We start from the raw sequence: 20392 nt of genomic DNA on the forward strand, positions 1-20392 counted from the left end.
CTTCAGCCGAGGTGGGCGCGGAGGAACGCGATCCCGTCGCCGGTGACCTGCTGCAGCTTCCGCTCGCCGTAGAAGTGGCCGGTGCCGTCGAGCCGGATCAGGTCGGCGTCCGCGCCGGCGCGCCAGTACGCCGCGACCAGCGCTTCGCTGTGGGCGATGGGGATCCCGACGTCGTCGGTGCCGTGCACCAGCAGCAGCGGCGCCGAGCTCGCCGACGCGTGGAAGAGCGGGCTCGCCGTCGCGCCGGGCCGCCAGTCGTGGGGGTCGTGGCCACTGTTGTGCAGCGCGAACCCCTCCGGCGGCGGCGGGATGTGCGTGAAGTCGGTCGGCGCGCTCCACACGATCGCCGCGCCCACCGAGCTGGACGGGCCGGTGATGCCGAGGTCGCCGTCGAAATCGGGCTCGTCCGCCGTCACCGCGAGCATCGCGGACAGGTACCCGCCCGCCGAATGACCCCAGGCCGCGACGCGCCCGGCGTCGAGCGCCAGCTCGTCCGCGTGGTGCCGCACCCACCGGACAGCGGCCTTCACGTCGTGGAGCTGCGCGGGAAAAGGAGCTTCGCGCCCGTGCCGGTACTGCGCCCGCGCGACGGCGAACCCGGCCGCCACCAGCCGGTCCGTCACCTGGTCGCCCAGCCGGCTGTGCTTGTGGGAGCCGGCCGCCGGCGCGCCGCCGTAGAGGAACACCACGACGGGATGGCCCTCGGCGGGCGCCTGCCCGGCCGGCACGACGAGGTCGAGCAGCAGGGGCCGGTAGCCGGCGAGGGGCGCCACGAGCGCGTCGCGATAGGACACCCGCGTCCCGGTCCGCTCGGCCCGGGGGAGGGTGAAGGGGGCACGGGAGGTGAGCACGACACCACTATCGGCACCCGGGGCGGCGGGGGTCGAGCCGTATCAGGATGCGGGAGGTTATGCGCCCCTTGCGTGGTTTGGGCGTGACCGCCCCGGCGCGCACCGCGGGCGTGTTGACACGACCGCCGAACGGGTGTCAGTATCAGGATTAATCCGATTGGAAACGTTTCCAAGTCCGGCTTCCGAAGTTGGAAACGTTTCCAGAGCGCACTCCCGAGGTTGAGGCGACGATGACGTCAACACGCGCCACGCTGCTGCAGGTGGCCGAGCGGGCCGGGGTCTCCCTGGCTTCGACCTCGCGCGCGCTGCACGGGACCGGCGCCAGCCCCGCGATGGTCGAGCGGGTCCGCGCCGCGGCCGCCGAGCTCGGCTACAGCGCGGACGCGATCGGCCGGTCGCTGCGGCTGAAGAAGACCTTCCAGGTCGCCTTCGCGGTCGCGGACATCGGCAACCCCGTCTACGTCGAGATGATGCGGGCCATCCACGAGGTCCTCGAGCCGCACGGCTACCGGGTCGTCGTGATGAGCACCGGCGACACCGCGACGTCGACGACCGAGCTGGTCCGCAGCCTCAACAGCGGGTTCGTCGACGGCATGATCGTCAGCCCGTTGCGCACCGACGACCGGCTGATCCGTGAGATCCAGCAGGCGCCGGTGCCGGTCGTGGTGATCGGGCGGGCGCTGGACGACCGGGGCATCAGCTCGGTCTCCACCGACTCGGCGGGCGGGATCGGCGAGGCGGTCCGGCATCTGCACTCGATCGGCCGTCGCCGGATCGGGTTCCTCAACGGCCCGGTCGACACCACGCCGGGCGCGTCCCGGCAGCGGGGTTTCGACGCCGTGGCGGCCGAGATCGCCGCCGAGCGCGTCGACAAGGAGACCGCCGCCGACTTCACCGTCACCGCGGGGCTCGAAGCGGCCCGGAGGCTGCTCGCCCGCGGCCGGCTGGACGCGCTCGTCGCGGCGAACGACCTGCTCGCCATCGCGGCCATCCGGGCGGTGCGCGAGCTCGGGCTGTCCGTGCCGGAAGACGTCGCGATCACCGGGATGGACGACACCGAGCTCGGCCGGGTCTTCCAGCCCAGCCTGACGAGTGTGTCCCTCGGCTCGACCGAACGCGGGCGCGCGGCGGCGCGGATCATGCTGCAGCTCGCCGACGACCCGGACCACGAGGCCCAGCAGGTCACCGTCGGCCCGGAGCTGATGGTGCGCGAGTCGACCGGAGGCGCCCGATGACCGCGACCCTGACGCGCCCGTCGCCCGCGCCGCCGCGGCGGAAGCCGGCCATGGCCCGCACCCGCCGGCGCGAGGCGATCGCGCTGGTGCTGCCGTCGCTGATCCCGATCCTCGTGCTGAGCGTCGCGCCGCTGGTCGTCGGGATCTTCCTGGCCTTCACCGACGCGCGCCTGGTGCGCCACCCCGACTACGGCTTCGCCGGGGTCGACAACTTCACCAAGCTCGCCGGCAACACCCTGTTCTGGGACTCGCTGCGGATCGGCATGATCTGGACCGTCGGCGTCACGCTGCTCCAGCTCGCCGCCGCGATGGGCCTGGCGCTGCTGCTCAACTCGGGCCTCAAACTCCAAGGCCTGACGCGGGTGCTCGCGCTCGTGCCGTGGGCGATGCCGCCGGTCGTCGTGGCGATCATGTGGCAGATGATCTACTCGGCCAACGGCGGCCCGCTCAACGCCTTCCTCGGCGGGGTCGGCCTCCCGGACGACGTCAACTGGCTCGGCGACTTCTCCACGGCGCTGCCCGCGGTGATCGTCGTCGGGGTCTGGGTCGGCATGCCGCAGACGACGGTGACGCTGCTGGCCGGCCTGCAGCAGATCCCGGCCGAGCTGCACGAAGCCGCGGCCGTCGACGGCGCGGGCGCGTGGCGGCGGTTCACCGCGGTCACCTGGCCGAGCCTGCGCCCGATCGTCACCTCGATCACCTCGCTGAACTTCATCTGGAACTTCAACTCGTTCTCGCTGGTCTACGTGCTCACCGCGGGCGGGCCGGGCGGCAAGACGATGGTCCCGGTGCTGTTCATCTACCTCGAAGCCTTCAAGAACCGGGAGATCGGCTACGCCGCCGCGATGGGGCTGGTCCTCGTGGTGGTGGTCGTGCTCATCCTCGCCGTCTACCTGCGGTCGCAGTTCCGCGACGACCGCGCCGGAAAGGGGCGCTGATGCGGGTCCTCGTCCGCCCGGCCCAGTACGCGGCCCTCGCGCTCTACATCCTCTTCCTCGGCTTTCCGTTGCTGTGGCTCATCTCCGCGTCGGTGAAGTCCTCGGGTGAGCTGAACTCGCTGACGGTCAGCCTGCTGCCGAGCGAGTGGCACTGGGACAACTACGCCGAGGCCTTCGAGAAGCAAGGCCTGGTTCGGTCCGCGGCCAACAGCCTGGTCGTCGCGCTCGCGTCGACCGCGCTGTCGGTTCTCATCGCCGTGCCCGCCGCGTACGTGCTCGCGCGGCTCAAGGGCCGGGTGCGCGCCGCCGGTGTCGGCTGGATCCTGGTCAGCCAGGTGTTCCCGGTGGTGCTGATCATCCTGCCGCTGTTCCTGATCCTGCGGACGCTCGGGCTGGCCGACAACCTGGCCGGGCTGACGCTGGTGCACACGACGTACATGCTGCCGTTCGCGCTCTGGATGCTGCAGGGGTACGTCGCGGCGATCCCGGTGGAGCTCGAGGAAGCGGGCGCGATGGACGGCGCGAGCCGGCTCACCGTGCTGCGCACGATCGTGTTCCCGCTGCTGGCGCCCGGGGTGGTCGCGACGGCGATGTTCAGCTTCGTCTCGTCGTGGAACGAGTTCTTCTTCGCCCTGGTGCTGCTGCAGTCGCCGGAGAACTACACCCTGCCCATCACACTCAACATGTTCGTCGGCGGTGAGGGCAAGGTCGCCCTCGGCCCGCTCGCCGCGGGCGCCGTGCTCGCGGCCATCCCCAGCATCGTCTTCTTCAGCATCCTGCGGAGAAAGCTCACCAGCGGCCTGATGGCCGGGGCGGTGAAGGGATGACCCTCCTTCCCCCGAAGAAAAGTCCGAAAGGTCGGTCGATGAAGACACGACGTTTGCTCGCAGCCACCGCACTGACGGTCACCGGCCTGCTGCTCGCCGCGTGCGGCAGCGGGAGCGGCGACAGCGGGGACGGCCCCGTCACCCTCACCTTCCAGTCCCTGTCCGACCAGCCCGCCGCGATCGCGGCGACGCAGAAGATCGTCGGGGACTGGAACAAGGCCCACCCGGACACGCAGGTCAAGATCGTCCAGGCGGGCTGGGACGGCGTCTACGACAAGCTGATCACCCAGTTCAACGCGGGCACCGCGCCGGACATCGTGCACTACGAGGCCGCGGGCATCGCGCCGTTCGCCACCGACGGCTACCTCGCGGACCTCACGCAGTACCTGCCCGAGCAGAAGCGCAGCGACATCCCCAAGGGCGTGCTCGACTCGGTGACCGTCGACGGCAAGGTGATCGCCGCCCCGACCGAGCTGCAGTCCTATGTGGTCTTCGCGAACAAGACCCAGCTGCAGCAGGCCGGCGTCACGGTCCCGACCGGCGCCACGATGAGCTGGGACCAGCTGCGCCAGATCGCCAAGGCGACCACCAGGGACGGCAAGTTCGGCCTCGGCTGGGGCCTGTCCAGCCCGACGGCGGCGTTTGTCGCGCTGGCGCCCGGGTTCGGCGGCAAGTACTTCGAGGGCACGGGGGACAAGGCGAACCTGAGCGTCGGCCAGGGTGAGCAGGCGCTGCCGCAGCTCGTGGACGCCATGGCGCACCAGGACAAGTCGATCCTGCCGGTCACGCTGACGCAGTCGGGCACGAAGGCGCTCGCGCCGTTCTACGCCGGGCAGGTCGCCATGACCGTCCAGGGTTCCTACCAGGCGGCCAACATCGCGAAGGACGCGCCGAAGGGCTTCGACTGGGTCGTGCTGCCGCCGCTGGCCGGCTCGGCCGGCCCCGCGCAGGCGGCCAACCCGCAGACCCTCTCGGTGAACAAGGACTCGGCGCACGTCAAGGAGGCCGCGGAGTTCGTGGACTTCTTCACCGGCACCGAAAACCTCGCCGCGATCAACGAGGCCGACGCGCTGATCCCGCCGACGACGTCCGCGCGGCAGGCGCTGACGGCCAAGCTCGGCGCGAAGAACGGCTGGAACGCGATCCTCGCGTCGGGGGAGTACCTCACCTCGGCGCCCTACCTGTTCGCCGGCAAGTACGCGCAGTGGAAGGACACCGTCGCGACCCCGGCGTACCAGCAGTTCCTCGGGCAGAAGATCGACGCGGCCGGCCTGGCCAAGCAGCTGGAAGACGGCTGGAAGAGCGTCAGCAAGTGACAGGAGCGGATTCTTGACCTGGCTGGAAGACCGGGCCGTCGCGGTGATCACCGGCGCGGCCGTCGGGGACGCCCTCGGCGGCGCCACCGAGGGGTGGACGCCCGAGCAGATCGAAGAGCGGCACGGCGGGCGGGTGACCGGCATCGTCGGGCCGTGGTACGCCGACTGGCGCGACGCCCGCCCGATCGCGCCGTACCACAAGGGCGACGGGCACGTCACCGACGACACCCTCATGACGCGCGCGCTGGTCGAGGTGTACGCGAAGCGCCGTGAGCACCTCGACGCGTACGCGATGGCCGAGGACCTGGTGCCGCTGATGATCGGCGAGCCGCGCTGGGTGCCGGAGCTGGAGTCGACGGCGTTGCTGCTGCAGCGGGTGTTCCTCGCGGAGAAGTGGATCGTCGCCAGACTCCACTATGGACACGTCGACCCGCGGGAAGCGGGCGTGGGCAACGTGGTCAACTGCGGTGCGGCGATGTACGTCGCCCCGGTGGGCGTGGTGAACGCCGGTGACCCGCGGGCCGCGTACGCCGAGGCGATCGACCTGACCGCCGCGCACCAGTCGAGCTACGGCAGGGAGGCGGCGGGCGTGCTGGCCGCCATGGTCGCGGCCGCGGTCTCGCCGGGCGCGTCGCTCGACGACGTCGTCACGGCGGCGCTGGAGGTCGCCCACGACGGGACCGCGGCGGCGCTGCGGGCCGTCGTCGCAGAGTTCGGTGGCCGGGCCGTCCCCCCGGCCACCGACACCGAAGAACGGGAGCTGGCCGCGCTCGTCCGGGAGACGGTCGCGCCGTTCGACTCGGTGGGACCGCACTACCGGCAGATGTCCCTCGACGCGAGGCGGCCGTCGCGGACGAAGTCCATCGAGGAGCTGCCCGCCGCGCTGGCGTTCGTGCTCGCGCACCGGGGCGACTTCCGCGGGGCGGTGCTCGCCGCCGTCAACTACGGCCGTGACGCCGACTCGATCGCCGTCATGGCGGCGGCGATCTGCGCCGGGCTCGGCGGGACCGCCGTCGTGCCGAAGGACTGGGTCGACGACGTCGGCGACGCCAGCCGGATGGACCTGCGGGAGACCGGGCACCTGCTGGCCTCGGCGGCGGCCGACATCCTGCGGGCCGACCGGAAGCGGGCGCAGGCGCGTGCCGCGTTCCTCGAGGAGACGGCGTGAGGCTGACCTGGGCCCAGCCCGAGGACCTGCTCCCGCACGAGCTGGTGCAGTCCCGCGCGGAGGGCAAGGACGTCACCGCGGCGCGGGACCGGTGGGTCGCCGCCGGCGGTGACCCGGCGCCGGCGGTGAGTGGTGCGGGCCCGGCGCGTCCCGAGCTGCGGGCGCTGGCCCGGGAGCTGCTCGACGAGCTTTCCGTGGCTTCCGCCGAGCCGTCGTGGGACGAGCTGGGGCTGCCGGCCGCGCCTTCGCTGCCGCGTGGCTCCCGTGGCCGCGAGCTCGGGGCGTGGACCGGCCGGGCCGCCGGGTGCCTGCTCGGCAAGCCGGTGGAGAAGATCCCGCGCGACGGCATCGAGGAGATCCTCCGCGCGACCGGCCGCTGGCCGCTCGCGGGCTGGTTCACGGCGGTGGGCCTGCCCGCCGAGGTGGCCGCGCGGTGGCCGTGGAACCGGCGGTCGGCCCCGACGTCGCTCGAGGAGAACATCGCCGGGATGCCCGAGGACGACGACCTCAACTACCCCATGCTCGCACTGTCCCTGGTGGAGTCCCACGGCCGGGACTTCACGACCGACGACGTCGCGCAGCTGTGGCTGGACAACCTCCCGGCGGGCCGGGTGTTCACGGCCGAGCGGGCGGCGTACCGGAACCTGCTGGACGCGCGTCCGGACACCGCGACCTTTCACAACCCGTTCCGGGAGTGGATCGGCGCGCTGATCCGCGCGGACGTGTTCGGCTGGATCTCCCCGGGCGACGTCCGTTCGGCGGCGCGGCTGGCGTGGACGGACGCCCGGTTGAGCCACACGCGCAACGGCGTGTACGGCGCGATGTGGGCGGCGGCCCTCGCTTCGGCGGCGATGGTGGGCGACACGATGGACGAGGTGCTCGACGCGGCGGCGTCGGTGATCCCGCCGGGCAGCGCGCTGGCCTCGGCCGTCCAGCTGGGACGGGACGCGGCGGTTTCCGGCGATGTCCGAAGTGGACTCGACCGGCTGCACGCGGCTTACGGTGAGCTGCATTGGGTGCACGTGCTCAACAACGCGGCGGTGATCGCCTACGCGCTGGCCAAGGGCGCCGGGGAGTTCGGGCCGAGTATCGCGATCGCGGTGACGGCGGGCTGGGACACCGACTCCGCGGCCGCGACGGTCGGCGGCGTGGTGGGTGCGTTGAGCGGGGTGGACGAGTACTGGGCGAAGCCGCTGGACGGCCGGATCGCGACGTCGCTGCCGGGAGGGGAGCGGCGGATCGAGGACCTGGCGGCCCGCACAGTTGCCCTGGCGGAGGTGTCATGACCGGCAAGGTTGTGGTTGTCGGGTCGGCCAACGTCGACCTGGTTGTCGACGCGCCTCGGCCGCCCAAGGCCGGGGAGACGATCCTCGGCGGCCGACTCCGCCGCAGTCCCGGTGGCAAAGGCGCGAACCAGGCCGTCGCCGCCGCGTGGGCCGGGGGTGCCGACACCACCTTCGTCGGCGCGCTTGGCGAAGACGAAGCCGCCGACCTCATCCTCGTCTCCCTCGGTGGGGCCGGCGTCCGGACCGATCTGATCGAACGGGCCGACGCACCCACCGGGACGGCGTTCATCACCGTCTCCCCGGACGGTGAGAACGCCATCGTGGTCGCTCCCGGGGCGAACGACCACGTCCGGATCGGCGCCGCGCAAGCCGAACGGATCGCCGAAGCCGACGTCGTCCTGGCTCAGCTGGAGATCCCGCTCGACGTCGTGGCCGCGGCCGCCGCGCCGCGGCCGGCGGACGCTCTCCTGATCCTCAACGCCGCGCCGTCGCGGGAACTGCCGGACGAGCTGTGGGCGGCCGTCGACCTGCTCGTGGTCAACGAGCACGAAGCCGCCGACCTCGCCGGTGAGCCCGAAGCGCTGCTCAAGCGTGTCCCCGCGGTGGTGGTCACCCTCGGCGGTGAAGGCTGTGTGGTGCTCCGCCAGGACCACGACCCGGTGCGGGTGCCCGGGATCCGCGTCGACGCCGTCGACACCACCGGCGCCGGCGACACGTTCTGCGGGGTGCTCGCGGCCGCGCTCGCCCAGGGGCGCGACCTGCCCGACGCCGCGCGGCTGGCGTCGGCCGCCGGGGCGCTGGCCGTCACCCGGCCCGGAGCGCAGGAAGCCGTGCCCACCGCCGTCGAGGTCGCCGCGCTGGCGGTCGGAGGAAAACCACGATGACCTTCACGTTCGACCCGCTCGTGCCGCGGCCGATCGACCGGCCCACCGAGGTGCGCGGCCCGCTGTCCGATTTGGACGAAGCCAAAATCTTCGCCGCGCCCGCCGACCCGGCCGACCGGCCCGCGTGGCGGGAGAAGCTGCACGCGTGGCGCGAAGACGCCCGGAAGCGGCACGCCTACACCGGCGCGGCCTACGAGCGTCCCGGCGGGGCGTGGGCCGCGACCTGCCACACCGTCGCCCAAGTCTGGCTGTGGGACGAACTGCTCTACTCCTTCGAAGGGCGCAAGTTCACCCCCGAGCGTTTCCTCGCCGACGCGCGGGAGCGTTTCGGCGGACTCGACGCCGTGGTGCTCTGGCACGCCTACCCGGTGATCGGCCTCGACGACCGCAACCAGTGGGACTTCTACCGCGACGTCCCCGGTCTCACCGAGCTGGTCGCCACGTTGCACGAGCAGGGGTTGCACGTCTTCGTCGACTACAACCCCTGGGACGTCGGCACCCGCCGCGGCGACGACGACCTCACCGAACTCGCCTCCCTGGTCGCCGACCTCCAGGCCGACGGCGTTTTCCTCGACACGCTCAAGAAGGCCGAACCGGACTTCGTCGAGCGCCTGGAAGCCGCCCGGCCGGGCATCGTGCTCGAAGGCGAGTCCAAGCTGGCGGTCGAGCGGATCGAGGACCACGCGGCGTCGTGGGCCCAGTTCTTCGCCGACTCGCCCGTGCCCGGCGTCCTGCGGGCGCACTGGTACGAGCGCCGGCACATGCAGCACCACGTCCGCCGCTGGCACCGCGACCACACCGAAGAGCTGCAGTCCGCGTGGCTCAACGGCGTCGGGGTCATGGTGTGGGAGGTCGTCTTCGGGGTGTGGGTCGGCTGGTCACCGCGCGACGCCGCCACCGTGCGCCGCATGGTCGCCGTTCAGCGTGCCGCCGAGGACCTGCTGCTCGACGGCGAGTGGACACCTCTCGCCGAGCTGCAGCCCGAGGCGGAGGCGGCCGGTGTTTACGCGTCGAAGTGGGAACTCGACGGCAAGATCCTCTGGACGTTCGTCAACCGCGGTGACACCGACTACCACGGCCCGCTGCCCGGCATCGACCTCCTCGGCGGCGTACCGGCGCGGGGGATCGGCGCCACCACGGAAGGGTGGCGGCCCGACCTCCCGGAGCTGCCCCACGACCCGGATGCCCGCTTCCCGCACCGGATCGCGACCCGAGTGAGTCTACAAAGGACCACCGGAACACCCGAGCCGGAAGCTGTTGTCGTCCCAGCCGGGCCGTACGTGCTGACCGTCCGGTACCGCGCCCGCGAGACCGGCATGTACCAGGGTGCGCCCTATGTGGACGAATGGAAGCCGCTCCCGCCGCGGCTGCACGACGCTCGCACCCTGCAGCGCGAAGGCGAACTGGCCACGGCCGTCGCGGTCGGCGTCACCGAAGTGACCAACGCGCAGTACGCGGAGTTCCTGGCCGCCACCGGTCAGGAGCCGAGGCAGCCGGGAGCCCCGGACGAGCCGGTGACCCACGTCGACCTCGACGACGCCCGCGCGTACTGCGCCTGGCGTGGCGGCCGCCTGCCGACCGAAGACGAATGGCAGCTGGCGGGGGAGCGGCTGCGCCGCGGCACCCCGGCCGTGTGGAACTGGACCGAAAGCGAGCACTCCGACGGCCGGACCCGGTTCGTGATGCTCAAGGGCGGCAGCGACTACCGGGCCGAAGGCTCCGAATGGTACGTCGAAGGCGGCCGCCACGAACCGGATTACACCGTGAAGCTCCTGCTTCCGGGCTTCGGCCTCGCACGCAGTGCGACCGTCGGCTTCCGGTGCGCTTGGGAGGTGACGGCGTGACGGTCTCCCGTGATCCCGCCGCCGGGGCGCTGGCAGGCCTGCGGGTCGTCGACGCGTCCACGCTCTTCGCCGGTCCGATGGCCGCGATGCACCTGGGTGACATGGGCGCCGAGGTGATCAAGGTCGAGCACCCGCGCAAACCCGACCCCTCGCGCACGCACGGCGCCGCGAAGGACGGCGTCAACCTGTGGTGGAAGACGCTCGGGCGCAACAAGCGCACGGTGACCGCCGACCTCGGCAGCGAAGGCGGCCGTGAGGTCTTCCTCGCGCTGGCCGCCACGGCGGACGTCGTCATCGAGAACTTCCGGCCCGGCACCCTGGAACGCTGGCGGCTCGGGTACGACGAGCTGGCGGACTGGAACCCGCGGCTCGTGCTCGCGCGGGTCACCGGCTTCGGGCAGCTCGGTCCTTATCGGACCCGGCCCGGCTTCGGGACGCTCGCCGAGGCGATGAGCGGGTTCGCCGCGACCACCGGGGAGCCGGACGGCCCGCCGACGCTGCCGCCGTTCGGGCTCGCCGACGGCGTCGCGTCGCTGGCCACGGCGTACGCGGTCATGGTCGCCCTCGCTTCGCGCGAGCAGACCGGACGCGGGCAGGTCGTCGACACCGCGATCATCGAGCCGATGCTGGCCATGCTCGGCCCGCAGATCACGCGCTGGGACCAGCTGCGGACCGTGCAGCCGCGCACCGGCAACCGCTCGACCAACAACGCGCCGCGCAACACTTACCGCACCGCCGACAGGCAGTGGGTCGCGGTGTCGACGTCGGCCCAGTCCATCGCCGAGCGGGTCGTCCGCATGGTCGGGCGGCCGGACCTGGCCGACGAGCCGTGGTTCGCCAGCGGGGCCGACCGGGCGCGGCACGCCGACGAGCTCGACGAGGCCGTCGGGAAGTGGATCGGCCAGCGCACGCGCGACGAGGTCGTCACGGCGTTCGAGGCGGCGCAGGCGGCCGTCGCGCCGATCTACGACGCCGCCGACATCGTGGAGGACCCGCAGTTCCGCGCGCTCGGCACGATCCACGAGATCGACGACCCCGAGCTGGGGCCGATGCTCATGCAGGGCCCGCTGTTCCGGCTCTCGGGCCACGACGGTGTCATCGGTTTCACCGGACGTCCGCACGGCGCCGACACCGACGCGGTCCTGGGCGAGCTGGGATTTTCGCCGGAGCGGGTGGCCGAGCTGCGGGACCGGGGTGCGGTGTGAGCCCGCCGCTGACGTTCCTCTACGCCCCGGCCGACCGGCCGGACCGGGTGCGCAAGGCGCTGGCGTCCGAGGCGGACGTCGTGCTCGTCGACCTCGAGGACGCGGTCGCCCCGGCGCGCAAGGACGAAGCCCGGGCGAACGTGCTGGAGCTGCTCGCCTCGCCGGCGCGTCCGGTGCAGGTGCGGGTCAACCACCCCAGCACGCCGTGGCACGAAGCCGACCTGGCCGCGGTCACGCACTTGCCGCTCGACGTGGGCGTGCGGCTGCCGAAGGTCGAGTCGCCCGAGGACGTCCTGGCCGTCGTAGCCGCGGTGCCGGGCCGGGCGCTGCACCCGCTGATCGAGTCGGCGCTGGGCGTCGAACGGGCGCTGGAGATCGCGACGGCGTCCCCGCGGATCGCGTCGATCGGGCTCGGCGAGGCGGACCTGCGCTCGGACCTCGGCGTGGCCGACGACGCCGGGCTGACCTGGGCGCGCAGCCGCGTGATCGTCGCCGCCCGAGCGGCGCGGCTGTCGCCGCCCGCAATGTCGGCGTACGCGAACGTCCGTGACCTCGACGGGCTGGCGGCGTCCTGCCGGGCGGGCCGGGCGCTCGGGTTCCGCGGCCGCACGGCGATCCACCCGGTCCAGCTGGCGACGATCCGCGCGGCGTTCCTGCCGACCCCGCAAGAGGTTTCGCGGGCGCGCGAAGTCATCGAGCGGGTCGCGGGCGCGACGGCGGCCGGGGTCGGCGCGATCGCCCTCGCCGACGGGACCTTCCTCGACGTCGCCATGGTCGAACAGGCGCGGACGGTGCTGTCGCTGGCCGACTAGTACGATCGTTGTACGGATTTTGGACCCGCGTCCGGCGTAATGCCGCCATGCGAACTCCGAAAGTCCTCCTCCTCGCGCTGGCCGTGGTCGCCGGCGCGCTGGCGCTGCCCGGGACGGCGAGCGCCGCCTACAGCGACCCGCTGACCACGACGGCCAAGCAGAACCTCGTCTGGCACGCGACACCGGCCGCCGCGCTGACCGCGCTGGACAACGCGCTGCCGAACGTCAGCCTCAACACCGTGGTCAACGACCCCAGCTACGCGATGACCGGCTGCACGAGCGCCGAGAAGGCCGCGCTGCCCAAGGCGCCGGTGGCGGCGAAGTCGTTGTGCTGGGACGCCGAACGCGCGGGCAGCACCACCTGGGTCCCGCAGGGCATCACGACCTCCGGCGACGCCGACGACGACGGGATGTGGGGCGCGGACAAGATCATCCTGTCCGGCTGGCACGGCACCGACGCGCTCGGCCGCTACAACGACGCGCGGATCCAGGTGGTCAACTACAACGACCCCGCCTCGGCCGCCCACCGGATGATGTACCTGGCCGTGCCGAACAGCACCGGCAGCAGCTTCTCCGGCGCGCAGGCGCACATGGGCGGGATGGCCTGGCACGGCGACAAGATCTACGTCACCGCCGTCGGCAACACCTCGACCGCGATCTGCGTCTTCAGCACCAAGCACATCCTGCAGCTGACCGACACGACGTCGAACACGATCGGCAAGACGGCCGGCGGGTACGCGGCGTGGACCTACAAGTACGCGATGATGCAGGTCGGCTACTACAGCTACGCGGGCGGCACCTGCAGCATGGCCTCCGACACCGGGGTGCCGTGCTTCTCCTCGATCTCCCTGGACCGCAGCACCACTCCGGCCAGCCTGGTGACGACGGAGTACTTCTCCGACCAGAGCCTCCACGGCCGCCTCTACCGCTACCCGATGGGCACGGACTACCTGCTGACCGGGACCGCGATCGAGGCGTTGCGCAGCTCCGTGGGCAACATGCAGGGCGTGCTGTCCCACAACGGCAAGTGGTACGTCGCGCACAGCTCGGCGACGCTCAACGGCCAGCTCTGGGCCCAGACGACCGCGGCGAGCACGTCGGCGACCTGCGGGTCCACGGCGGCCTGCTGGGCGGTCCACCCGGAGGCGCTCACCTACGACTGGTCGACCGGGCTGGTGTGGTCGCAGTCGGAGTGGTCGACCGCCGACTGCAAGGCGCAGGGCCAGACGTGCGGGCGGGCGGTGTTCGCGGTGCCGCTGTCCTCGCTGGGCTAGCCGATGAGCAGGGACGTGCCGAGCGCCGTGATCAGGTAGAGGACCTGGCGCCCGGCCCGTTCCCGTTCCACCAGGCCGTTTTCGCGCAGGACGGCCAGGTGCTGCGACACCGCGCTGGGCGTCACGCCGAGGGCGCGGGCCAGGTCGGTCGTGGTGGCGGGGGAGCGCAGCGCCTCGAGGAGCGCGGCGCGGGGACGGCCGAGCAGCCGGACCGTGCCCTCGGCCGGGGGCCGGGTGCCCGCGGTCCACAGGGCGCCCCGGCCGCGGGCGGGGTAGCGGACCGTCGTCTGCGTGGACGTCCTCCGCTTGACCAGGACGTGCGCGCAGCCGAGCGCGACCGGGATGAGGACGAGCCCGCCGGGACCGCGGTTCACCAGGCGGTCGCCGGTCAGGTACAGCTTTCCGCCGGCCCAGCGCAGGTCCGGGTGCAGGCCGCCGAACAGCCGTTCCGCGCCGCCCGCGGCCAGGATCCGCGCGCGGTGGGCGACGTCGGCGTCGAGGACGGCCCGGATCCTCGGCCAGTGCGGGGCGAGCAGCCGGTCGTGCGCCCGGCGCAGCTCACCGGCGATCGCTTTCAGCCCGGCGGCCGGCCGCTCGGCGAGCTCGGCCGTGGTGCCGCGCAGGTCCGGGCCGAACACCCGCCCGAGGCTGGTCCGGACCTGCCGCGCGGTCGTCCGCCGCAGCGCGGCCAGATCGTCCTCGATGGACGGACCCGTGCCGCGCGGCGCGGGGACCAGGAACTCCGGCCAGTTGGGCCGGTCGCTCACGATCAGCGGCCACGTCCACGGCAAGTCCAGCGGCGCGCGGGCGAGCTCGTCCTCCGCCCAGCGCAGCCACGGCAGGGCGCTGGCCTGCCGCTCGCGCCCGCCCAGCTGCTGCAGGCACGCGACCGTCTCTGACAGCGGGGAGATCGCGAAGCGGGTCGCCGCGAGCTCCGCGACGCCGAGTTCGATCGTCAGGCCCATGGTTCCCGAGTATGTAGGTGTGGGCTGAATGCTGTCCGGGCGTCCGCGCCCGCCCCGAGGATTTCCGGCCATGACCTTGCCGATGGCGTACCGGCGGCTCTGGTGGGCCACCGGCATCGACCACCTCGGCACCGGCGCGTTCACCGCGGCGGTGCCCCTGCTGACCGTCACGATCACCCACGACCCGCGGCTCGTGTCGCTGGTCTCGGCCGCCGCGTACCTGCCGTGGCTGCTGCTGTCCCTGCCCGCGGGCGCGCTGGCCGACCGGCACGACCGGGCCGGCCTGATGTGGCGCGCGCAGGCGGCGCAGGCGGTGCTGGTCGCCGTGACCGCCGTCCTGGTCGCCTGCGACGCGATCGGGATCCCGGTCCTCGCCGTCCTCGCGTTCGGGCTCGGCGCGGGTGACGTCGTGTTCACCAGCGCGGCCCAGGCGATCCTGCCGGACCTGGTCGCGAAGCCGCTGCTGCCCCGCGCCAACGGCCGCCAGCAGGTGGTCACGACGGTCGCCGAGCAGTTCGCCGGCCCGCCCCTGGGCAGCCTGCTGTTCGGCGTCGCGGCGGCCCTCCCGTTCGGGCTCGACGCCTTCTCGTTCGCAGTGTCGGCCGTGCTGGTGGCGAAGCTGCCCCGGCGGACCCACGGCGGCCCGGCGCGGTCCGCCGTCCGCGAGGGGCTGGTCTGGCTGCGGCGGCACCGGCTGCTGCGCACGCTCGCGGTGCTGCTGGGGGTCAACACGTTCTGCGGCCAGCTCGCGTACGCGACCCTGGTGCTGCTGGCCACGCAGGTCGTGCACGTCAGCCCGCGCGGGTACGGCCTCCTGCTCGCCGGGGCGGCGTTCGGCGGTGTTCTCGGCGGCCTGGTCAACGCCCGGGTGGTGGCGCGGCTCGGGGCGTTGCCGGCGCTGCTGACGGCGTTGACCGTGAACATCGGCGCGTTCGCGGGCATCGGCCTGAGCCCGGACGCCTGGGTGCTCGGCGGGTTCCTCGCCGTGAACGGCTTCGCGACGACGCTGTGGAACATCGTGTCGGTGGGCCTGCGGCAGCAGCGGGTGCCCTCGGTGCTGCTCGGCCGCGTGAGCAGCGTGTACCGGCTGGTCGGCTGGGGCCTGATCCCTCTCGGCACGCTGACCGGCGGCCTGGTCGCGCACGCTCTCGGCCTGCGGGCGCCGTACCTGGTGGCGGCGGCGGTGCGGGGCGTCGCCCTGCTGGCCGCGGCGCCGGTGCTGGTGCGCACGCTGCGGGCGGAAACCGCGTTGCCGAGCGAACACACACTGTGACGAAACGGCGGTTTCCGGCCGCCGGACCAGCGTGATGCAGAAAACCCGCAAGGTTTGCACACGACCCTGCGGTGACGCTGTGCCGCGTCACGTCACAGGGGAGGCAACAATGCGCAGGACGATCCGGACCTGGGTTCCGCTCGTCACGCTGCTCGCGTCGGCCGTCGTGCCGGGAGGGCGGCCCGCGTCCGAAGAGGCGCCGCCGGACCCCTCGCGGGGGCCCGGGTCGTCCCCGCGGGGATGAGCCGGGCCGGCGGCCCGCAGTTCCGGGCCGCCCCGGTTTCGGTGGTGGTCATCCGCGCGGCGAAGGTGTTCGCGGCGACCGGCGAGGTGCGGCACACGATCCGGCACTCGCGCCGCGAGTTCGTGATCATGGTCCCGGTGCGGGGGGCGTCCGCCGGGTAGCTACGCGCCCGGGTGGCCGCACCGGTAGACGTTCGCGGCCGCCAGGGTCACGCACGCCGGGCAGGTGTTCACCCGCTGGTCGCGGCGGCCCCAGTAGGAGTGCCGCGCCCCGCACAGGGCGGTGAGCACCTCACCCGGCTGCGGGTCGGGGTGGCACCGCGGGCAGAAGGCGTGCGCGGCGCGTTCGACGTCTGCGCTCATGGTGGCTCCTCGGGTCGGCGCTCACCGGGGTACCCGCGGTTCCGGCGCGCCAACCCGCCGGAACCGCGAGCGCAGCTCCGCCGTGACCGAGCGGCCGCCGGTGAAGCACCAGATCGCGATGACGGGGTCGCAGATCGCGCAGCCGAACGACGAGTCGTGGGCGAACGGCAGGATCGGCTGGCCCTTCAGGTGGTGCACGACGTCCCAGCCGGTGTGCAGGAGCCAGCCGATGCCGATGAACGTCCACGAGTCGAGCCCGCGGAAGCCGAGGTAGGCCATGACGGCGCAGAACACGACCTCCCACGGCCCGAGCGCGCCGCCGGAGAGGTAGGCGGCGCCCGCGCCGGCCACGACCACGGCGTTGAGCTTCCGCCGGTGCGGTTCGGCGACGAGGGAGTTCAGCAGGACGTAGAGCAGGCCGATCAGGATCGGCGCCAGGATGGCGATCATGGGCATCGACGGTAGGAACCGCGGCCGGGACCGGCCAGTGGCTGTCCGGCCAGGGTCCACCGGATTCCCGCCACCGCGGACGGCTCCGTAAGGTGAGGCCCGGTAAACGACCAGGCTGACCAGGTGGTTCGGATGAACGTCAAGGCGGACCGCGCGAGTGCCACGCGGGAAAGCATCCTCGTGACGGCGGAGCGGCTCTTCGCCGAGCACGGGGTGCACGCGGTGTCCAACCGGCACATCAGCGAGGCCGCGGGGCAGGGCAACAACGCCGCGGTGAACTACCACTTCGGCACGAAGGTCGACCTGGTCCGCGCGATCGTCCGCAAGCACTCCGAGCGGATCGAACGGCTGCGCGCCGGCCTCGTCGAGGCGATCGAGGGGGACGGCGACCTGCGCGACTGGGTGGCCTGCCTGGTCCGCCCGAGCACGACGTACCTGCGCGAGCTGGGCGCGCCCACGTGGTTCGCCCGCTTCAGCGCCCAGGTGATGACCGACCCGGCGCTGCGGGAGATCATCGCGGAGGAGTCGCTGTCGTCACCTGCGCTGTCCCGCGCGGTCGAGGGGCTCGACCGGTGCCTCGACGGACTCCCGGCGGATGTCCGGGCGGAGCGCGGTGACATGGCCCGCCAGCTGATGATCCACATGACGGCGGAGCGCGAGCGGGCGCTGGCCGAGGGCATGGCGACTCCCCGGGCGAGCTGGGACGAGGCGGGTTCCGGGCTGATCGACGCGATCACCGGCCTGCTGCTGGCCCCGGTGACCCCGGCATCCTGAACTCGGGTTCGTCCGCGCGGATCAATCCCACCGCCGCGGTTCGTCGGCGCGCACGAACGGCGCCGCCCTCAATCCTCCTAACGTCAGCCCGATGCGGACACTCTTGCGGGGCGGCCGGGTCGTGGACCCCGGGAGCGGCTTCGACGGCATCGCCGACGTCCTCCTGAACGACGACCGGGTCGAAGCCGTCGGCCCGGACCTCAAGGCGCCGGACGCCACCGTCGTCGACGTCACCGGGCTCGTGGTCGGGCCGGGCTTCGTCGACCTGCACAGCCACGTGCACTCCATCGCCGGGCAGCGGCTGCAGGCGATGGACGGCGTCACCACCGCCCTCGACCTCGAAGCCGGGCTGATGCCCGTCGAGCGGGCCTACGCCGACGCCGCCGCGGCCGGGCGGCCGCTGCACTACGGCTTCTCCGCCTCCTGGGGCGCCGCCCGCGCCCAGGTCCTCGCGGACATCGCGCCCGACGCGAGCATCGCCAGCGGACTGGCCGTGCTGGGAAACCCGCGGTGGCAACGCAGTTCCAGCAAAACCGAGCTCGCCGCGTGGCTCTCGCTGCTCGAAGCCGAGCTCGCGGACGGCGCCCTGGGCATCGGCATCCTCATGGGCTACGCGCCCGCGACCGAACCGGGGGAGTTCCTCGCCGTCGCGCACCTCGCCGCGAAGGCCGGCGTGCCCACCTACACCCACGTCCGCGAGCTGGTCGAGGTCGACCCGGCCATCCCGGTCGACGGCTCGGTGGAGGTCGTCGCGGCCGCGGGGGAGACCGGCGCCGCGATGCACCACTGCCACGTCAACAGCACCTCCGGGCAGCACATCGACCGCGTGCTCGCCACCCTCGAAACCGCCCGCGGCGAAGGCTCCCGCGTCACCGTCGAGGCCTACCCGTACGGCGCGGGCAGCACCGCGGTCGGCGCCGCGTTCATCGACCCGGAACGCCTGCGGATGAAGGGGCTCAAGCCGTCCAGCGTGGTCATCCTGGAGACCGGCGAACGCGTCCACGACGAAGCCCGTCTTCGCCAGTTGCGCCGAGAAGACCCGGGCGCGCCGTGCCTGCTGGAGTTCCTCGACGAAACCGATCCCCGCGAACGCGGCCTGCTGCACCAGGCTCTCGCGTTCCCCGACGCCGTGGTCGCCAGCGACGCGATGCCGGTGTACTGGCCGGACGGCCGTTCCGAAAGCACCGAGTGGCCGTTGCCGCCGCGCGGCACGACGCATCCGCGGACCGCGGGCACCTTCACCAAGACCCTGCGGCTGATGGTCCGCGAAACCGGCGCCTGGAGCTGGCTCGAGGCGTTCCGCCGCTGCTCCTCCCTGCCGTCCCGGATTCTCGATGTCGTCGCGCCCGCGGCCCGCGGCAAGGGCCACCTCGGCGCCGGCGCCGACGCGGACATCGTCGTCCTCGACCCGGAGACGGTCACCGACACCGCCACCTACGCCGACCCGACGCGGCCCTCGGCCGGGGTCCGGCACCTGTTCGTCGCCGGAGTTCCCGTTGTGAGCGAAGGAAAACTCGACACCGAAGCGTTGCCCGGCCGGCCGCTGCGAGGTGAGCCGCGGTGATCGACGACATCGAGACGCTCGTCCGCTGCGAATCGCCGTCGGACGACCACGAAGCCGTCGCGCGCAGTGCCGAGGTGGTCGCCGGGGTCGGCCGTCGTCTGCTGGGCGCCGAACCCGACTTCATCGTCACCGACGGCTGCACACACCTGCGCTGGCGGTTCGGCGAAGGCCCGCCGCGGGTCCTGCTGCTCGGCCACCACGACACCGTGTGGCCACTGGGTTCCCTGCGCACTCACCCGTTCGAGGTCCGGGACGGCGTCCTGCGCGGACCCGGCTGCTTCGACATGAAAGCCGGTGTGGTGATGGCGCTGCACGCCGTCGCGGCGCTGCCCGACCGCGCCGGCGTGTCGATCCTGGTCACCGGGGACGAGGAGATCGGCTCACCGCTGTCCCGCCCGCTCATCGAGGAGGAGGCGCGAAGCTGCGACGCGGTCTTCGTGCTCGAAGCCTCGGCCGACGGCGGTGCGCTGAAGACGCGCCGCAAAGGGGTTTCCCGGTACTGGATCGAGGTCGACGGCCGCGCCGCGCACGCCGGTCTCGAGCCGGAAAAGGGGATCAATGCCGGGATCGAGGTCGCCCACCAGCTCCTCGCGGTGGCCGCGCTCGCCGACCCCGGCCGCGGGACCACCGTCGTGCCGACCGCGCTGACGGCCGGGACGACGACCAACACCGTCCCGGCCGCCGCCAGCGTCGCCGTCGACGCGAGGGTGTGGGACACCGCCGAACAGGACCGCGTCGACCGCGCCGTGCGGAGCCTCGAACCGGTGCTGGCCGGCGCGCGGATCCGCATCACCGGCGGCATCAACCGGCCGCCCCTGGACGGGAAGGCGTCGGGAGACCTGTTCAAGCTCGCGCAGGAGCTCGCCGGCGGGCCGCTCACCGAGGCCGCGGTCGGCGGCGCGTCGGACGGCAACTTCACAGCGGGGCTGGGGATTCCGACGCTCGACGGCCTCGGCGCGGTCGGCGGGGGAGCCCACGCCGACCACGAGCACGTCGTCGTCGCGGAGCTGTCCCGGCGCACCGCGTTGCTCACCGCCCTCACCAAAACCGTGCTGGCGCAGCGGAGTTCGTCCGCGCCGACGAACGCGCCGGGTGAATCCGGTGCGGGACAACGGTGACC

The 20392-nt window shown here is 72.9% G+C and carries 19 protein-coding genes and 1 pseudogene; 16 read left to right on the forward strand and 4 right to left on the reverse strand.

What is annotated here, in order from left to right:
* Positions 1 to 2: 2 nt before the first annotated feature.
* On the reverse strand, positions 3 to 851 hold the full coding sequence (locus ACZ63J_RS37975; protein ID WP_465407274.1) for an alpha/beta hydrolase fold domain-containing protein: 849 nt from the start codon (positions 849 to 851) through the stop codon (positions 3 to 5).
* 230 nt (positions 852 to 1081) lie between these two features.
* Between ACZ63J_RS37975 and ACZ63J_RS37980 the strand changes: the two genes are divergently transcribed.
* Genes ACZ63J_RS37980 through ACZ63J_RS38030 form a run of 11 tightly spaced genes read left to right on the forward strand, consistent with a single transcriptional unit; the run spans position 1082 to position 13640 of the window.
* Entirely contained in the window at positions 1082 to 2086 is a 1005-nt protein-coding gene (locus ACZ63J_RS37980) for a LacI family DNA-binding transcriptional regulator (protein WP_465407273.1), read from the forward strand.
* Positions 2083 to 3024 carry a carbohydrate ABC transporter permease gene (locus ACZ63J_RS37985; RefSeq protein ID WP_465337148.1) on the forward strand — a complete coding sequence of 314 codons (942 nt, stop codon included), beginning with the start codon at positions 2083 to 2085 and terminating at the stop codon, positions 3022 to 3024. The genes ACZ63J_RS37980 and ACZ63J_RS37985 overlap by 4 nt, the downstream gene beginning before the upstream one ends.
* Positions 3024 to 3851 (forward strand): carbohydrate ABC transporter permease, encoded by an 828-nt coding sequence (locus ACZ63J_RS37990; protein ID WP_465407271.1) that lies wholly within the window; start codon positions 3024 to 3026, stop codon positions 3849 to 3851. The genes ACZ63J_RS37985 and ACZ63J_RS37990 overlap by 1 nt, the downstream gene beginning before the upstream one ends.
* 38 nt (positions 3852 to 3889) lie before the next feature.
* On the forward strand, positions 3890 to 5167 hold the full coding sequence (locus tag ACZ63J_RS37995; protein ID WP_465407269.1) for an ABC transporter substrate-binding protein: 1278 nt from the start codon (positions 3890 to 3892) through the stop codon (positions 5165 to 5167).
* A gap of 13 nt (positions 5168 to 5180) precedes the next feature.
* Complete coding sequence (locus tag ACZ63J_RS38000; RefSeq protein ID WP_465407267.1) at positions 5181 to 6335, forward strand: ADP-ribosylglycohydrolase family protein; 1155 nt, start codon at positions 5181 to 5183, stop codon at positions 6333 to 6335.
* A complete protein-coding gene (locus ACZ63J_RS38005) occupies positions 6332 to 7621 on the forward strand; it encodes an ADP-ribosylglycohydrolase family protein (RefSeq protein ID WP_465407265.1) in 1290 nt (429 codons plus the stop codon). The genes ACZ63J_RS38000 and ACZ63J_RS38005 overlap by 4 nt, the downstream gene beginning before the upstream one ends.
* Complete coding sequence (locus ACZ63J_RS38010; RefSeq protein ID WP_465407263.1) at positions 7618 to 8505, forward strand: ribokinase; 888 nt, start codon at positions 7618 to 7620, stop codon at positions 8503 to 8505. Before ACZ63J_RS38005 ends, ACZ63J_RS38010 begins: the two co-directional genes overlap by 4 nt.
* Positions 8502 to 10349 (forward strand): formylglycine-generating enzyme family protein, encoded by a 1848-nt coding sequence (locus ACZ63J_RS38015; RefSeq protein ID WP_465407261.1) that lies wholly within the window; start codon positions 8502 to 8504, stop codon positions 10347 to 10349. The genes ACZ63J_RS38010 and ACZ63J_RS38015 overlap by 4 nt, the downstream gene beginning before the upstream one ends.
* Positions 10346 to 11554 (forward strand): CaiB/BaiF CoA transferase family protein, encoded by a 1209-nt coding sequence (locus tag ACZ63J_RS38020; RefSeq protein WP_465407259.1) that lies wholly within the window; start codon positions 10346 to 10348, stop codon positions 11552 to 11554. The genes ACZ63J_RS38015 and ACZ63J_RS38020 overlap by 4 nt, the downstream gene beginning before the upstream one ends.
* Complete coding sequence (locus tag ACZ63J_RS38025; protein WP_465407258.1) at positions 11551 to 12366, forward strand: HpcH/HpaI aldolase/citrate lyase family protein; 816 nt, start codon at positions 11551 to 11553, stop codon at positions 12364 to 12366. Before ACZ63J_RS38020 ends, ACZ63J_RS38025 begins: the two co-directional genes overlap by 4 nt.
* A gap of 47 nt (positions 12367 to 12413) precedes the next feature.
* Positions 12414 to 13640, forward strand: coding sequence for a hypothetical protein (locus ACZ63J_RS38030; protein WP_465439834.1), 1227 nt, complete (start codon positions 12414 to 12416; stop codon positions 13638 to 13640).
* Here ACZ63J_RS38030 and ACZ63J_RS38035 read toward each other — a convergent pair.
* Positions 13637 to 14605: an ArsR/SmtB family transcription factor gene (locus tag ACZ63J_RS38035; protein ID WP_465407254.1), complete on the reverse strand. Its 969-nt coding sequence runs from the start codon at positions 14603 to 14605 to the stop codon at positions 13637 to 13639. The two genes, ACZ63J_RS38030 and ACZ63J_RS38035, sit on opposite strands and share 4 nt — an antisense overlap.
* A gap of 70 nt (positions 14606 to 14675) precedes the next feature.
* Between ACZ63J_RS38035 and ACZ63J_RS38040 the strand changes: the two genes are divergently transcribed.
* Together ACZ63J_RS38040 and ACZ63J_RS38045 are read left to right on the forward strand one after the other, a co-directional pair.
* On the forward strand, positions 14676 to 15878 hold the full coding sequence (locus ACZ63J_RS38040; protein ID WP_465407252.1) for an MFS transporter: 1203 nt from the start codon (positions 14676 to 14678) through the stop codon (positions 15876 to 15878).
* A gap of 240 nt (positions 15879 to 16118) precedes the next feature.
* Positions 16119 to 16283 carry a hypothetical protein gene (locus ACZ63J_RS38045; protein WP_465305743.1) on the forward strand — a complete coding sequence of 55 codons (165 nt, stop codon included), beginning with the start codon at positions 16119 to 16121 and terminating at the stop codon, positions 16281 to 16283.
* Here the strand turns inward: ACZ63J_RS38045 and ACZ63J_RS38050 are convergent, their stop codons facing one another.
* Positions 16284 to 16484, reverse strand: coding sequence for a hypothetical protein (locus ACZ63J_RS38050; protein ID WP_465305741.1), 201 nt, complete (start codon positions 16482 to 16484; stop codon positions 16284 to 16286).
* Between the two features lie 21 nt (positions 16485 to 16505).
* A complete protein-coding gene (locus ACZ63J_RS38055; protein ID WP_465305739.1) occupies positions 16506 to 16934 on the reverse strand; it encodes a DUF6010 family protein in 429 nt (142 codons plus the stop codon).
* 132 nt (positions 16935 to 17066) lie between these two features.
* On the opposite strand from ACZ63J_RS38055, the gene ACZ63J_RS38060 reads away from it, so the two are divergent.
* The 3 genes and pseudogenes from ACZ63J_RS38060 (at position 17067) to ACZ63J_RS38070 (ending at position 20390) form a co-directional block, all read left to right on the forward strand.
* Complete coding sequence (locus ACZ63J_RS38060) at positions 17067 to 17708, forward strand: TetR/AcrR family transcriptional regulator (protein ID WP_465305737.1); 642 nt, start codon at positions 17067 to 17069, stop codon at positions 17706 to 17708.
* 85 nt (positions 17709 to 17793) lie between these two features.
* Positions 17794 to 19272 (forward strand): annotated as a pseudogene (locus tag ACZ63J_RS38065) (amidohydrolase family protein); the annotation flags it as partial.
* Positions 19269 to 20390, forward strand: a complete 1122-nt coding sequence (locus tag ACZ63J_RS38070; protein ID WP_465407250.1) for a M20 family metallopeptidase — start codon at positions 19269 to 19271, stop codon at positions 20388 to 20390. The pseudogene ACZ63J_RS38065 and the gene ACZ63J_RS38070, both read left to right, overlap by 4 nt.
* Positions 20391 to 20392 lie beyond the last annotated feature (2 nt).

The organism is Amycolatopsis sp. NPDC104863 (assembly GCF_055582965.1).